Origin of the sequence: Pseudomonas sp. PSB11, from assembly GCF_014596605.1 — a bacterium.
Lineage (GTDB): Bacteria > Pseudomonadota > Gammaproteobacteria > Pseudomonadales > Pseudomonadaceae > Aquipseudomonas > Aquipseudomonas umsongensis.
Genome location: NZ_NOIO01000005.1, coordinates 15,405 through 29,598 on the forward strand (window position 1 = coordinate 15,405; position 14,194 = coordinate 29,598).

At 54.8% G+C, this 14,194-nt stretch carries 12 protein-coding genes; 9 read left to right on the forward strand and 3 right to left on the reverse strand.

The window, feature by feature from the left end:
* Positions 1-294: 294 nt before the first annotated feature.
* From CGA21_RS08280 to CGA21_RS08320, 9 genes are all read left to right on the forward strand, one after another.
* On the forward strand, positions 295-948 hold the full coding sequence (locus CGA21_RS08280; protein WP_188263961.1) for a hypothetical protein: 654 nt from the start codon (positions 295-297) through the stop codon (positions 946-948).
* On the forward strand, positions 945-2,858 hold the full coding sequence (locus CGA21_RS08285) for a DDE-type integrase/transposase/recombinase (RefSeq protein WP_188263962.1): 1,914 nt from the start codon (positions 945-947) through the stop codon (positions 2,856-2,858). Before CGA21_RS08280 ends, CGA21_RS08285 begins: the two co-directional genes overlap by 4 nt.
* Positions 2,851-3,792: a TniB family NTP-binding protein gene (locus CGA21_RS08290; RefSeq protein WP_188263963.1), complete on the forward strand. Its 942-nt coding sequence runs from the start codon at positions 2,851-2,853 to the stop codon at positions 3,790-3,792. The genes CGA21_RS08285 and CGA21_RS08290 overlap by 8 nt, the downstream gene beginning before the upstream one ends.
* Positions 3,789-5,657, forward strand: coding sequence for a TniQ family protein (locus CGA21_RS08295; RefSeq protein WP_188263964.1), 1,869 nt, complete (start codon positions 3,789-3,791; stop codon positions 5,655-5,657). The genes CGA21_RS08290 and CGA21_RS08295 overlap by 4 nt, the downstream gene beginning before the upstream one ends.
* A gap of 818 nt (positions 5,658-6,475) precedes the next feature.
* Positions 6,476-6,859 carry a tautomerase family protein gene (locus CGA21_RS08300; protein ID WP_110752056.1) on the forward strand — a complete coding sequence of 128 codons (384 nt, stop codon included), beginning with the start codon at positions 6,476-6,478 and terminating at the stop codon, positions 6,857-6,859.
* Positions 6,860-6,888: 29 nt separating this feature from the next.
* Positions 6,889-7,485, forward strand: a complete 597-nt coding sequence (locus tag CGA21_RS08305) for a TetR/AcrR family transcriptional regulator (RefSeq protein ID WP_110752054.1) — start codon at positions 6,889-6,891, stop codon at positions 7,483-7,485.
* A gap of 161 nt (positions 7,486-7,646) precedes the next feature.
* A complete protein-coding gene (locus tag CGA21_RS08310) occupies positions 7,647-8,615 on the forward strand; it encodes a 2-hydroxyacid dehydrogenase (RefSeq protein WP_179054168.1) in 969 nt (322 codons plus the stop codon).
* Between the two features lie 143 nt (positions 8,616-8,758).
* On the forward strand, positions 8,759-9,826 hold the full coding sequence (locus tag CGA21_RS08315) for a phosphotransferase family protein (RefSeq protein ID WP_188263965.1): 1,068 nt from the start codon (positions 8,759-8,761) through the stop codon (positions 9,824-9,826).
* A 116-nt stretch (positions 9,827-9,942) separates the two neighbouring features.
* Positions 9,943-10,710 carry an SDR family oxidoreductase gene (locus CGA21_RS08320; RefSeq protein ID WP_110752049.1) on the forward strand — a complete coding sequence of 256 codons (768 nt, stop codon included), beginning with the start codon at positions 9,943-9,945 and terminating at the stop codon, positions 10,708-10,710.
* A 488-nt stretch (positions 10,711-11,198) separates the two neighbouring features.
* On the opposite strand, the gene CGA21_RS08325 is transcribed toward CGA21_RS08320, so the two are convergent.
* The 3 genes from CGA21_RS08325 to CGA21_RS08335 form a co-directional block, all read right to left on the reverse strand.
* Positions 11,199-11,450: a DUF1652 domain-containing protein gene (locus tag CGA21_RS08325; protein ID WP_110752047.1), complete on the reverse strand. Its 252-nt coding sequence runs from the start codon at positions 11,448-11,450 to the stop codon at positions 11,199-11,201.
* A 187-nt stretch (positions 11,451-11,637) separates the two neighbouring features.
* A complete protein-coding gene (locus CGA21_RS08330) occupies positions 11,638-13,128 on the reverse strand; it encodes a helix-turn-helix transcriptional regulator (protein WP_188263966.1) in 1,491 nt (496 codons plus the stop codon).
* A 169-nt stretch (positions 13,129-13,297) separates the two neighbouring features.
* On the reverse strand, positions 13,298-14,191 hold the full coding sequence (locus CGA21_RS08335) for a LysR family transcriptional regulator (RefSeq protein ID WP_110752043.1): 894 nt from the start codon (positions 14,189-14,191) through the stop codon (positions 13,298-13,300).
* Between the last annotated feature and the right edge of the window lie 3 nt (positions 14,192-14,194).

The following is a 14,194-nucleotide window of genomic DNA, read 5'->3' on the forward strand; positions in this document are numbered from 1 at the left end:
GCAGGTCCGGTTCAAACAAAACCGACTTACCGATGATGTGCGCTGTGCTCACTGAAAGTCAGGGCAATTGATATGGCGAAATGGGACCGACGTTGCGGCTGTTCCGATTAGGTCGCGTCGTTTAAACGGCCATGCAGCCATCTGCTGCATTCAGCCCTGTTGACATGACTCAGGACAAGCACACAGTTCACTGCGCTAGTCCTGTTTCAACACTCTTAGATTGACAGAAGTGGCAACGAAACCAAGCGAAGCGTTTATCGCTGACGTCCTCATTTCCTCGACGAGGTTCAAACGATGAAGACCGAACTGTTCTTTCGACAACCCGAGTCAGTACGCGACGTGGAAGTGCGTCCGATCAAACCACGACGCTGCGGATCACCTTTTCAGCAGTTGGTGGTGATCCAGTCGAGGAAGAATGACGCCTGCCTCAGACTTTCACCCAGCCTGCTCGACTTCTGCCTCATGCTCGAACGCAGACGCGACATTCGTTACTACCAACCGACCCCTTACACCCTGGTTCAGCCGAGCCGAAGATTTCGGTACACCCCATCCGTGTGCGCTTATGGTGATGAAGTGGGGCTGATTTTTTTTGAAACCAGCCGGTTTATGTCGGATGGGTGTGAGGACGAACTAGTTCGTCATGAAGACTGGTTTGGTGAGATGGGCTATCTCTTCTATCCCTGTCAACCCAGCGCAAACATCAGCTACTGTGAACTGCTGCAATGGCGCTACCTTTACAGCTATTCATTCAGCTCCAAGGAACACGACTCCAGCCTGGTGCAGGTAGCCCTTAAGCATCGCGACGGCTGCACAATTCAGGATCTCCTGAACACCGGTACGGATTTCAGCGACATTGCATACCAGTTGTTCTACGGCAATGCGATTGCTGACCTGCGTCTTCCTATTACCCGTACGACGCGCATTGCCTTGCCCGAGGTACGGCCATGAACCGTGAAGCGGGTGAGCTTGCGCTCATCGCAGGCGAAGAATATCGCTACAACGGGCATGTCTATGTGATCGCAGGTGTATCGCGTGGATTCGTTGAGCTGCACAGCACCACACATCCATCGGATATCCGCGTGCAGACGCTCGAACGCCTGGAGCAAGCGGCTAAACGCAAACGGTTTGTTCAGGTACGTGAGGCCCCCTTCTCCGGCCGATATCACCAAATTGTGGCGACCCTTGATGAGGAAAGCCGTGCGGCACTTGATCGCCGCACTGAATACGTGCGCGCTGCCGTCGAACGATTTAATAGTCGATTGCCGAGGAAAGGTTGCGAAGCGCTAATCGCCGAAGTAAAAGTGTTGATAGGTGACATTCGCGGACCATGCTTCAACACGCTGCGCAACTGGGTACACCGGTATCTGGAGCGCAATGAGTCCGTGACCGCGCTGATTCCACTGAAAAAACTGCACAAGGATCAGTGGGAGCGACTACCGGAAATCACACGCGAGACAATTGATGACTGCCTGGAGAAGTACTACTACATACGAGAGCCTGAATCGGTCAGCGATATAGTCGGAGCAATCCAATCCCAGCTTGAAAAATACAACACCCTTCGGCCGTTGACCGACCAGATCGTCATCCCCTCCTCCAGCACGCTCCGTCGACGAATCAAGGAAAACGGGGAGTTCCGCCGTCTGCTGAAGCAAAAGGGTCGCCCAGCAGCAGTCAAGGCCATGCGCTGGAGCGTAAAACTCAGAAATCAGTATCGCCTCTTGCAGCGTATTGAGGGGGATACCCACATCCTGGACATCGAACTGGTAAACGAGACTGGGGAGACCATTGGCAAAGCCGCTCTCACCATTCTGCTGGACGTTGCGTCCCGACGAGTAATTGGCTGGGACATCTCGATCAACCCTCCCTCGGCACAGAAAACAATCCGTGCGCTGAAGGATTCAATCCACCGGGTGGGTATTGGTGAAGAGTACCGGCTCGACAATGGTCCGGAAAACACCAAGAAAGACGCGCTCGACGGACTCTTCCCTCTGCTCGGACCCAATATCACATACTGCCGCGTACGCCGTCCCAACGAAAAACCTTACGTGGAGCGATGGTTCAAGACGTTGACCACTGGGCTCACCCACCGCCTGCGCGGTACTACCTTTTCGAACCCCGGCGAATGTGGCGATTACCCTTCAGAGAAAAAGGCGATCTACACCGTTAAAGTGATCAAGCAACGCTTCGAGAATTGGTTGGAAAATGTCTATCACAAGCGTCGGCATCGGGGAATAGGAACATCGCCGAAAAAAATGTGGGCCAAGTTAGCAGACAAGCAACCACCTTTACGACGAATCGCGTCCGAAGACATGTCGCGCCTCTTCCTGAGTCAGACAAGCTCCAAACTAGTTGGGGGCAGAGTCCGTTATAAAAACCTTCAATGGAGCTGCGGTGAGCTCAAAAACCTCAACGAACTAGGAGGAAAAGGGCAGCTTCTCACTATTTTTTATGATGAGAGTGACTTGGGGTGTGTGTTGGTCACACACCCTGATTATCCCGAAAAGGTCTTCCACGCCAAGGGCTGTGAAATGAGTTATCAGGACGGCCTCACGCTGGATTTGCATCTCCTGCTGAATGCAGCGCAAAACGCTGAGACCAAAACTTTCGATTTCAGAGAGGCACGCGATCACAGAACTCGCATGATGCAAGAGCGCTATGACTTCGAACACAAACGTGGGCGCCGTAAGGCCGCGCAAACGGCCGAAAAAATCGATCAGTCTCGCCCGTCTTCGTACGCTCAGCATTCTCCAGAACCCACTCTGAATACCTCACCGCCAACAAAGGACGTCGAGAAATTCTTCGGCATGTACCAGGCCCCCGCTGTTGGCGACATCTCGGAGGTTATGAAAAATGATTGATATCACTCACCAACTGAAGACATTTGAAGCTCAGATCATCAATTACAAGGCCTATAACCTTGCCTATATGACTATCATGCGATCTATTCAGGCTACACAGATGCGTGGGATTCCGTCTTGCGTAGTGCTCGTAGCCCCATCTGGATGTGGAAAGAGCACTCTGGCCCAACAAATCATCTCAACCTACCCTATCGAGAGTTCCGGAGAAGATGAAAAGGGTGAATGGAGGAAACGCCCTACGATGTATTGTGGCCTCCCCAGCAAAGCGACAATCAAGTCATTCACCAAAGCCCTCTTGGGAGCTTTGGAGGTCGAAGCCTATTCCGGGGATGCATTCGAGTTGACTCAGCGTGCTATCCGGCAAATCCAACAACAAAACGTAGAGGTGGCATTTCTGGATGAGTTCCAGATGCTCGCAGACAAAAAAGCGGAACAAGCACGAATTGATGTAATGAACTGTATCGCACGGCTTGTCGATCGCACCGGTATTCCTTTCGTCGTGCTCGGCACACCGGACATTGCGGATTTTTTCTATACAAATGCAGGCTTGCTTCGCCGCCGATTTCCATTCTTTGCCCAACTTTCGCCACTACAGCTAAACTTGACAAATGCAAATTCAGACTTGCAGCTTGTTTTACGCGGCCTGGACAAAAAAATATATGAAATTGGACACCTCAAGAAAGGCGTGCATTTGCATGAGCCTGAGATTGCGCTTCCATTATTTGCTGCCTGCGGAGGAATAATGGAGGATTTAAGATTGCATTTATCGAATGCATTTACCTTCGCACTCTACCGCGCAGATGAAACCCTGCGCCGTGAGGACTTTGCGTATGCTTTCGAAATTACACGGCACGACAACTGCATACTTCCAAATGAGAATCCCTTCGATAGTTCCAGTAGCTTGATGCTCGAAAAGGCAACAGGTGTAATATGAAAATTTCCATCCTATCTTTTGTTCCACTCCATTTGCCCGACGAAAGCCCGATCAGCGCCATTCAGCGCACAGCCAGAGCCAACGGCTTCAAAACATGCTACGGCTTATTGTCCTACCTTAGCAAGGCGACGTCTCAATCCGCCTACGGTAATTTTTTGCTGGACAACTCAAATATATCAAGAGCGTTGCAGGCTTGCATACCAGACCACGCCAATCGAACTAAATTAAATTTCTACCAATCAACTCACCCACTACGAGAGCACTCTAACGCGTTAGTAAATGGCGTAGAAATCTCGTATTCAAATTTGAGATGCGAAGGCACTGCACTTTGTACAGACTGCTTAAAGGAGGAACATGAAAGATTCCCCAAAGACATAAGGCTCTTTTCAAACTGCCCCTTCCACAACCGTGCATTCCTATTTAGGTGTCCCACTTGTAACACCACAATCAAATGGCAGACACAGCTCACAATTTTTTGCAAGTGCGGCGAACGCTTGGTTAGCCCCAAAGTGCCGAACTCAGAAATGACGCTCGACCACTATTTACTTCAATTATTTCAATCAGGCAACGTTGAAAAAGTAACATCTATACAACGGATGCTTCGGACTCTAGAGCGTGAAACGCACACCACCGACGACAAGGTGAAATCTGCGCGGCGCTCGCTGGCCAAAGCTATTATTCATCAGGATGTGGAAAGCATGACAACCGCAATACACGACTGTCTCCCATGCAGTTCCGCAGAAGAGATCAATATTATCTTAACTATCTTCAACACTGAGCTCAGCGAACCTATCGCTACCACGCTTCGACAGAGACTACTATCTACAACATCTGAACAGAAAGCCTCTGTAGCACAAATCACACTCAGCATAGAGACGCTACTGAACTACATAAAAGTCTCTCGAAGAACCTGGTACAAATTAACATATCGTCACTCTTATTTTAAAGGGATCGGCCACCAAGCTAAAATCAGCCTAAAAGATGCTATAGATCTTAAGAAGACTTTGGATCATTACAGAGAACTTGACCCCAGCCTAGATCAAAAAAGCTCGAATCAAAGGCATAGGCAGATGTTCTCTATCCGAGCGGTTAACTACCTAACCGATATTCCGGAGGAAGCGATTAAGGCCTTAGCGCTGAACACTAACCTGTTGGGTTCGAAAAAATGCTACACCAAACAAATTGAAAAAGGATCAGAGCTATTATTTGCCCGAAAAAATATTGATACATTCAATACTTACTACGTATGCAGCCAATTTTTAGCGCGAGAATGGAACACCCCAATCTCGATTATCAACGACGCAATACGATCCAACCACTTTCAAGAAAAAAGATACGAGCCAATTCAAAAAACGCTAATCGTTAAAAAAAATTTATTATTTACACTTTCTGAAATATTGAAAAAATCTCACCCCGAACCCTATCATGCTCATTGCAGAAAACGGCTTGACGCCCCTCACATTAGACCAGCGGACCTTGACAACTTCCTCACTAGCGAGGCATGTGCAAAATTACTATCCATCCCGATAAGCGATATAAAAATTATGATCCGAGAACGAATCATAACATGCCATGGCAAAGGCAGTCACGGCCAATACTTAATCTCCAAGCAAGAAGCGGAAAACTTCAACAACAACCATATTCGAGTTTCGGAACTATCAAAAAAACTTAACATAGCTGCAAAAAAAGTCTCGAAACTGCTTAGCTCCGCCGGAATATCGCCAATAAGCGGTCCTCTCGTAAACTCTGGACAGTGCCACATTTATAAAAGAAGCAGCTTCCCCAACGCCACTATAAGTTCCTTAAGAGCCCAAATAAAAACAACAACATCTCCACCAAAACCGGGGAGCGACGCAAGCGATTGAGCTTTGTATTTTTTTGCGTAACCACGCATTGAGCATGCAACAAATACTCGACCTTATAATCAAACCTATATCTTATTTTTGGTCAACTGGATTTTCCGCACACTCAGATCTTAAATGTTTCGCTACGAAAGGCAGTATGAAAATTTTTCGCGCTCCCGGGGACCTATATCTAATATGAAACGACATCAGAATTTTAAATGCTTCTGATCGACATAGCTGAAGGGCTTTCCTAGAAAAGCATTTATTATAAATAGTTAATCATTTCACCAAACAAATAGTCCAGTGCTAGGTTTCTGGAACAACACAACAAGCCTAACTCCCGATCTAGCTTACATAACAACTTCATCTATTCATAAAAACACGTAAAGATTGATGTCTTTAGCGCAAGCGGCGGGTATTTGAACGCCCTTCCAGCCAAAAGAGCCTGCACAAAGCCTAGTCGACTCCCAAAGCCTGTCTCACAGCCGTCCTTTTGCGGTATGCCTCTCTCTTCTAATTACGATTGTTCAACAACCCCTTCCTATTCTTTGTCACTCCGTATTCAGCACAAGGCTTTTTTCCTGTGCCAGACGCGCGTCGACACAAGCCACTGCTACGGCATACAAACGGAAAATGCCAAACCAAAATCTGGTACCAATTTTCTTGAAAAAGAAATCCATCACCGATGACAGATAGCTCCGTCTCGCCCCTATTTTGTCACTACCCATACCAACAAAAAATGAAACGCTTCGCAATCTAGGCTAGACGACGATATGCGCTGGATAAAGGTCGTTCATCATGTATTTTTAGAGAACCTGTCAACCCTCTGGAGTCATCCCATGCCCCTGGTTCGCGTCGACCTCAAGAAACAGCAGGACCCCACCTACGCCAAACGCGTCGGACAACTGATCTACGCTGCCTTGCGCAGCGCGATTGGCGTGCCGGAAAACGATAACTTCCAGATCCTCGCCGAGCACGACGAACAGCATTTCATCTTCGATCCCCAGTACCTGGGTATCCAGCGCACCGACAACCTGGTGGTGATCCAGATCACCCTGAGCGAAGGCCGAACCCTGGAGCAGAAAAAGCTGCTCTACAAAACCATCGTCGAAAGCCTCAACACGCAACTGGCCGTGCGCCTGGAGGATGTTTTCATTAATCTGGTGGAAGTGAAGAAAGAGAACTGGTCGTTCGGCAATGGCATTGCCCAATACGCACTCTGATCGCCAACTTATTGCCCTGTGAGCCGCCCATGCCCCGCGTATCCCGCAAACAAGCCGACCTCAACCGTGAAATCATCGTCGAGGCCGCCACACGGTTGTTTCGTGAACGTGGCCTGCATGGGATCAGCGTCGTCGACGTGATGGCGGCGGCGGGGCTGACCCATGGCGGTTTCTATGGTCACTTCCAGTCCAAGGAAGCGCTGGCCAGGGAGGCCAGCGAGCGGGCATTCAAAGAAGTGGGTACGCGATGGCGCGAACGAATCACCCAGGGCGACGACAAGGCGGCGGCGCGCCAGGCACTGATCAAGCCTTACCTGTCGGTCTACAGCCGCGATAACCCCGGTGAAAGCTGCCCGGTGGTGGCCTTTGCCGGCGACATGTGCCACGAGCACGCCGACAGCAGCCTGCGCGAGCCGTTCATGGCCGGCCTGAACCGACTGCTCGATGCCCTGGGCGAACTGATGGATTCGGACGATGCCGCCGAAAACCGGCAGCAGGCGCTGGTGCAGTACTCACTGATGGTCGGCGCGCTGACACTGGCGCGGGCCACCCGGGGCGACGCCCTGTCGGAGGAAATCCTCGAGGCAGCCCAGAGTTTTCTGACAGAGCCCCCTGCCCCGGATTGAATATTCGGTGTCATCAAAAATATTCGCTGCCTTAAAAAGATCGCAAGCTTCGCCAGCTCCTACACTGAGGAGCGACGCCAGTGAGATTGCCAAAATGGTTCGCAACCAGCACTCTCGACCGACGTTCGCGCCCGACTGCCCGCTGCCCACAGGAGCAAAGCATGCCTGCAACCGTTCTGGTACTGGTTGAAACCATCAATGATTACTTGCCCATTCTCGAACATCAGGGCTTTCACCTGATCCTGGCGCCCACGCCCGCCGAGCGCGCCGAGGCCATCACCCGACACAGCGGCCAGATCGACGCCGTCCTGACCCGGGGCCCTCTCGGTCTCTACGCCGATGAAATCGCCGCCCTGCCCAACCTCAAGATCATCTGCGTGATTGGCGCCGGATACGAACAGGTCGACCTGCAAGCCGCCGCCGACCGGGGCATCACCGTCACCAATGGCGCCGGGGTCAACGCCTCCTCGGTGGCAGACCATGCCATGTCATTGCTGCTGTCGCTGGTGCGCGATATCCCCCGCTGCGATGCCGCGGTACGTCGGGGTGAATGGCCAAAAATCATGCGCCCTTCCCTGGCCGGCAAGCGCTTGGGCATTCTGGGCCTCGGCGCGGTCGGCATGGCCATCGCCAAACGTGCCGCCGCGGGCTTCGACATGACGGTGAGTTACCACAACCGCCAGCACCGCAGCGATGTGCCCTACAAGTTCTGCTCGACACCCACCGAACTGGCCCGTGCCTCGGACTTTTTGATCGCCGCCACCCCGGGAGGGCTGGGCACCAAGCACCTGATCAATCGGCAGGTGCTCGAGGCCCTGGGGCCGAACGGATTTTTCGTCAATATCGCCCGCGCCAGCGTAGTGGTCACAGCCGACCTGATTACCGCACTTGAGCAGCGACGGATCGCCGGTGCCGCGCTGGATGTCTTCGATGCCGAGCCCAAGGTGCCTGATGCCCTCAAGGCCCTGGCGAACGTCATCCTCAGCCCGCATGTGGCCGGGCTTTCCCCGGAGGCCACCCAAGGCACCGTGGAACTGGTGGGGCGCAACCTCGTGGCGTATTTTTCCGGCCAGCCCGTGCTGACCCCCATCGAATTGCCCCAGGGTGTGGTTACTCAAGCCGTCCAGTAAAGCAATTCAAACAGGTGTATCAAAAGCAATGATTGCCCGGCAACACGCTCACCTATAAGGGCTGTTCGAGGTTGTGGGTGCCGGGTGCGCGCATTAGATTAGCCAATAGTTTCAGGCCTCCAGAATAAGCAGAAGGGATAAGCATGACGCTTACTGACCAATCCACCCGCACCCGCGCCGGCGAAGAACTCGATGCCAGCCTGATCGATCCCTATCTCAAGGCCCATATTCCGGGCTTGAGCGGCCTGCCACGGATCAGCCAGTTCCCGGGCGGTGCGTCCAACCTCACCTACTTGCTGGAGTACCCCGAACAGGAGTTTGTCCTGCGTCGCCCGCCCTTCGGTCACAAAGCCAAGTCTGCCCATGACATGGGGCGCGAATTCCGCATCCTCAATCAACTGCGCGAAGGTTTTCCGTATTGCCCGAAAGCCTACGTGCACTGTACGGACGAAGCGGTGATCGGTGCCGAGTTCTATGTGATGGAGCGGGTCAACGGCATCATCCTGCGCTCCGAACTGCCGCCGGAACTGGGGCTGGACTCGGCAAAGACCGAAGCGCTGTGCAAGAGCTTCATCGACAAGTTCGTCGAACTGCACCGTGTCGACTACAACGCCTACGGCCTGGGCGACCTCGGCAAGCCCGAAGGCTACGTGGCGCGGCAGATCAAAGGCTGGAGCGATCGTTACGAGAAAGCGCTGACCTCCGATGCGCCGCAGTGGGAAGCAGTGAAAGCCTGGCTCAACGACAAGATGCCGGCCGATCATCCGACCTCCAGCATCGTGCACAACGATTACCGCTTCGACAACGTCATCCTCGACCCGAACAACCCGATGCAGATCATCGGCGTGCTCGACTGGGAACTGACCACCCTGGGCGACCCGTTGATGGACCTGGGCAACACCCTTGCCTACTGGATCGAAGCCGGTGATCCGGCGCCGGTACAGTTGATGCGCCGTCAGCCCAGCCACGCACCAGGGATGCTGACCCGTCGCGAATTCGTCGACTATTACGCCCAGCGTTCAGGCATCGAAATCGACAATTTCGATTTCTACTACACCTACGGCCTGTTCCGCCTGGCCGGTATCGTGCAGCAAATCTACTACCGCTTCTACCATGGCCAGACCCAGGACAAACGCTTCGCCCAGTTCATTCACATGAACAAACTGCTGGAGCAGATGAGCTTGCAGGTCATCGACACATCCAGCCTCTGATACCCCACACCACTTGTAGGAGCCCGGCTTGCCGGCGAAGGCGACATCAGGTACGCCTTCGCCGGCAAGCCGGGCTCCTACAGAAGGCGATTTCGGCTCCATAACAAGGAAAAATCATGTCCAAGACTCAGTTGTTCGACCTCGACGGCAAGATCGCATTCGTCTCCGGCGCCAGCCGCGGCATCGGTGAAGCCATCGCCAAACTGCTGGCCCAGCAAGGCGCCCACGTGATCGTCTCGAGCCGTAAACTCGAGGGCTGCCAGCACGTGGCGGACGCGATCATCGCCGCCGGGGGCAAAGCCACCGCCATTGCCTGCCACATCGGCGAGATGGAACAGATCAGCCAGGTCTTCGCCGACATCAAGGAGCAGTTCGGGCGCCTGGACATCCTGGTCAACAACGCCGCGACCAACCCGCAATTCTGCAATGTGCTGGACACCGACCTCAGCGCCTTCCAGAAGACCGTCGACGTCAATATCCGCGGTTACTTCTTCATGTCAGTGGAAGCCGGCAAGCTGATGCGCGAAAACGGCGGCGGCAGCATCATCAATGTCGCCTCGATCAACGGCGTCTCTCCCGGGATCTTCCAGGGTATCTACTCGGTGACCAAGGCAGCCGTGATCAACATGACCAAGGTGTTCGCCAAGGAATGCGCGCAGTTTGGCATCCGCTGCAACGCCCTGCTGCCGGGCTTGACAGATACCAAGTTTGCGTCGGCGCTGGTGAAGAACGAGGCGATCCTGAACACTGCGCTGCAGCAGATCCCGCTCAAGCGCGTGGCAGATCCAAGCGAGATGGCCGGTGCCGTGCTGTACCTGGCGAGCGACGCATCGAGCTACACCACGGGCGTTTCGCTGAACGTCGACGGTGGGTTCCTGTCCTGATCTGATGCATCCCCTGTAGGAGCGAGCATGCTCGCGATGGACCTGAGAACGACACGGGTTGTCAGGTTCCCAACGTTATCGTTAACGACCATCGCGAGCATGCTCGCTCCTACAGGAGGGATGTACGTTTTTACTGGGTGACGCACCGCGTCACGGTTGTTTCGCGTTTTACCTCCCCTTCCGCCCGCATATCGCCCATTACCTGGGTGCTATCCGAGGTCTGGCAGGTCGTTTCAGGCGGCGGTGGTGGTGCAGCAGGTGGAGGCGGCGGCGGACTGGAGCAGCCACCGATAATCACGGCACACAGTGCCACAGGAGCAAAAACGCGTTTCCCAAGACTTTTCATAGGCTGACCCGCGAAAAAGGATGTACACGTTTGTGTGACAACAGAACACCGCTGGAAAGTTCACGGCGCGGCTGGAGAAAAATCACTTTTGTACAGTTTTATCGCGTATTCACTCGTCCGGGCATCTCAAAGCTGGCAATTCCTACACTACCGGATCCGGGCGCTGCAGGCTGTTGCACTCCAGTTCATACCTCAATTCTTCGATAAGCGTCGCCACCGATTCGGGCGTCTGCAGCAGGGTTACGTTCAATCCGCTGACCACCAGATCGACTTGTCCCGACACCGGGTGGTAGAGCTTGATGGTCAAGGTATGATCGCCAGTGATACTGCATTCACAGGCCAATGGCGAAAAGGTCCGTTCAAGCTGCGTGCGCAGCTGCGCCACATAAATCATTGCGACAGCCCACCGCGGCCATCCAGTGCGTGGGTAATGCGTTCGTCGAGCATGGCTGTTCCTTTTACGACCAGGGGAGGATGAATGATCTGTAAACGTCATTCGCCCGCTCCTAGCCTAAGGCTTGCCACCTGCCTGCCAGAACCTGAGTTTGCACCCCCTCGAGTAGTGCATTTGCACCTTACCCTCAAGGCTTTGGACGCCATGCACTGGAAAACAGTCCGCGTTCGCGCGCCCAGACAATCGCCTCGCTGCGGCTGTGCACGTCAAGCTTGGAATACACGGTCGCAACGTGGTTGCGCACGGTATTCGTCGCCAGTTTCAGGCGCGCGGCGATTTCCTTGTCCGCCAGGCCTGCACAGATCAGTTCCAGCACGTCGCGCTCCCGAGCTGTCAGGTCGGTAAAGGAGACGCTGGGTAACTGCGGTGCGTTGACGTTCTTCACGTTGGCGAGTTTTTCGATCAGCGTGCGACTGAACCACGAGGCATCTTTCATCACCTCCTCAATGGCCGCCACCAATTCCAGCTCGGTGCGTTTGCGCTCGGTGATGTCCATCAACACCAACAGGTAGCAAGGACTACCCTGGATGTTCACGGTGTCGGCGGAAACGGCGCAATCGATCAGCTCGTTGTCTTTCCTGCGCACACGCACGTCAACGCGGTCCAGCCTTGCGGTTTTCTCCAGGGTGGTAAAGAACCGCGTGCGAGCCCCCTTATCATGGAAGATCTCGATCTCGGCGATGGTTTTGCCGGACACCTCGTCGCTGGAGTACGCAAGGGTATCGAGGAACGCGTCATTGACATCCATCACCACCTGGTCGCTGGCGCTGCACACCAAGGTTGGCACCGGCGTCAGGCGAAAGGCCTTGGCAAACCGCTCCTCGCTCTGGCGCAGGGCCACTTCGGCCTTGCGCCGGGGCTCCATGTCGACGAAGGAAAACAGCATGCAGGGTTCGTCATGCAGCTCGAGGGGCTGGCCGGCGACGATCACTTGCTTGTTACCGCCTGCGGGTAATTGCAATTCGGCCTGCATCTGGGGAATCGTGCTGCCGTCGCGTAAGCATTGTTTCGCCAGATCCCTGTTTTCAGCCTGTGCCAGCACATCCAGCTCGTAGGTCGACGTGCCGATCACCTGGTCACGGGCATAACCGGTCATCTCGAGGAACCCCGGATTGACCTTGATATAACGCAAATCGCTGAGACGGCAAATCACCGCGGGCGCCGGGTTGGCGGCAAAGGTTTTTTCGAAACGCTGCTCGGCGCTTGCCCAGTCGGTGACATCGTCCATGATCAATACCAGCGATTCCGGCTCGCCTCGGTTGTCAGCCAGCACCAGGCTGCGCACGCGATGGACCCACATGGGCCCGTCATCCGCCGCTGGCGTCACCTCTACCAGTACATCGTTGAAGGTCTCGCCGCGTGCCACGCGGTTGATCGGGTAGCTGTGCGCCGGGACCGGATGGTTATTGCGATACCGCAACGCGAAGCGCTTGGCATATTCCTTGGCATTGGCCCCCAGATCGCCGATGCGCTCGACGCCGTGCATCGCCAGCGCGGCGTCATTGGCCCAGAGAATGCACTGATCGGGGTCCAGCAGAATAACCCCGTCGGTCAGCCCGGCGATGATCTGCTGCAACTGGCGGCGATTGGTTTCGGTGGTCAGGACGTCCTGGCTCATTGCGACTCCACAAGTTGGGTGACTCTGTGAAGTCTCCGACCGCCCGTTTTTCGGATAGTGCAAAGAACGTGTGGGAGCGGGCTTGCTCGTGAAGGCGGTGTGTCATTCAACAGATTCAGGGACTGATCCACCGCCTTCGCGAGCAAGCCCGCTCCCACAAGGTTGTGTGTCAAGACAACCGGTCTTGCAAGACCAGCTCACGCAGCGTATCGAGAAAGAGCTTGAGCACCGGTGAATCGTCGTCCGCTCGGTAGGTAGCGTACAACGGCACCTCCGGCAACGCCGGGGTCAGGCGCCGGAACACCAGGCCTGCCGGCGCCAGCTGTTCGATGGAGGCCGGCAACAAGGCCACGCCGAAACCAGCGCGGACCAGGCTGAGCAAGGTTTGCACCTCGATCACTTGCTGGCGGATCTGCGGCGTGAATCCGGCCTGGATACAGCACTGGTAGAGAAAATCGGCAAACCGCGATTGCTTGAGCTCCAGCGCCACGAACGGCTCGGGCGCCAGGTCCGCGGGTGCCAGAAGCTCTTTTGCGGCCAACGGGTGATCGACCGGCATGACCACCCGGATCGGCTCGTAGATCAGCAGTTCATTGCGCAACTGCGGATCGTCATAGCCGACCCGAAACACGCAGGCGTCGATGCGTTTTTCCTTGAGCGCCTTGACCTGCGCCGCCGGCGTCATCTCATGCAGGCGCCAGCTCACCTGCGGATAACGTTCGCGAAACAGGTGCAAGGCCCGAGGCAGCACACCGACCATTACCGAACTGATCATGCCGATTTCCAGCTCGCCCAACTGGCCGCGACCGGTTTGCCGTGTCAGGTCGAGCGCACGGTTGAGCTGTTCGAACACCAGCGGTGCCTGTTCCTTGAGCACCTGCCCAGCGGCGGTCAGCTCAACCCGGTGATGACTGCGCTCGAACAGCGGCGTCCCGAGTTCCTCCTCCAGCAGCCGAATCTGCTGGCTCAGCGGAGGCTGGCAAATGTGCAAGCGGGTGGCGGCCCGGCCGAAATGCAGCTCTTCGGCCAGCGCCATGAAGTAGCGCAACAGGCGCAAGTCCATGCC

Coding starts and splice junctions, on each gene's coding strand:
- CGA21_RS08280 (WP_188263961.1), top strand. CDS start 295: ATGAAGACCGAACTGTTCTTTCGACAACCCGAGTCAGTACGCGACGTG.
- CGA21_RS08285 (WP_188263962.1), top strand. CDS start 945: ATGAACCGTGAAGCGGGTGAGCTTGCGCTCATCGCAGGCGAAGAATAT.
- CGA21_RS08290 (WP_188263963.1), top strand. CDS start 2,851: ATGATTGATATCACTCACCAACTGAAGACATTTGAAGCTCAGATCATC.
- CGA21_RS08295 (WP_188263964.1), top strand. CDS start 3,789: ATGAAAATTTCCATCCTATCTTTTGTTCCACTCCATTTGCCCGACGAA.
- CGA21_RS08300 (WP_110752056.1), top strand. CDS start 6,476: ATGCCCCTGGTTCGCGTCGACCTCAAGAAACAGCAGGACCCCACCTAC.
- CGA21_RS08305 (WP_110752054.1), top strand. CDS start 6,889: ATGCCCCGCGTATCCCGCAAACAAGCCGACCTCAACCGTGAAATCATC.
- CGA21_RS08310 (WP_179054168.1), top strand. CDS start 7,647: ATGCCTGCAACCGTTCTGGTACTGGTTGAAACCATCAATGATTACTTG.
- CGA21_RS08315 (WP_188263965.1), top strand. CDS start 8,759: ATGACGCTTACTGACCAATCCACCCGCACCCGCGCCGGCGAAGAACTC.
- CGA21_RS08320 (WP_110752049.1), top strand. CDS start 9,943: ATGTCCAAGACTCAGTTGTTCGACCTCGACGGCAAGATCGCATTCGTC.
- CGA21_RS08325 (WP_110752047.1), bottom strand. CDS start 11,450: ATGATTTATGTGGCGCAGCTGCGCACGCAGCTTGAACGGACCTTTTCG.
- CGA21_RS08330 (WP_188263966.1), bottom strand. CDS start 13,128: ATGAGCCAGGACGTCCTGACCACCGAAACCAATCGCCGCCAGTTGCAG.
- CGA21_RS08335 (WP_110752043.1), bottom strand. CDS start 14,191: ATGGACTTGCGCCTGTTGCGCTACTTCATGGCGCTGGCCGAAGAGCTG.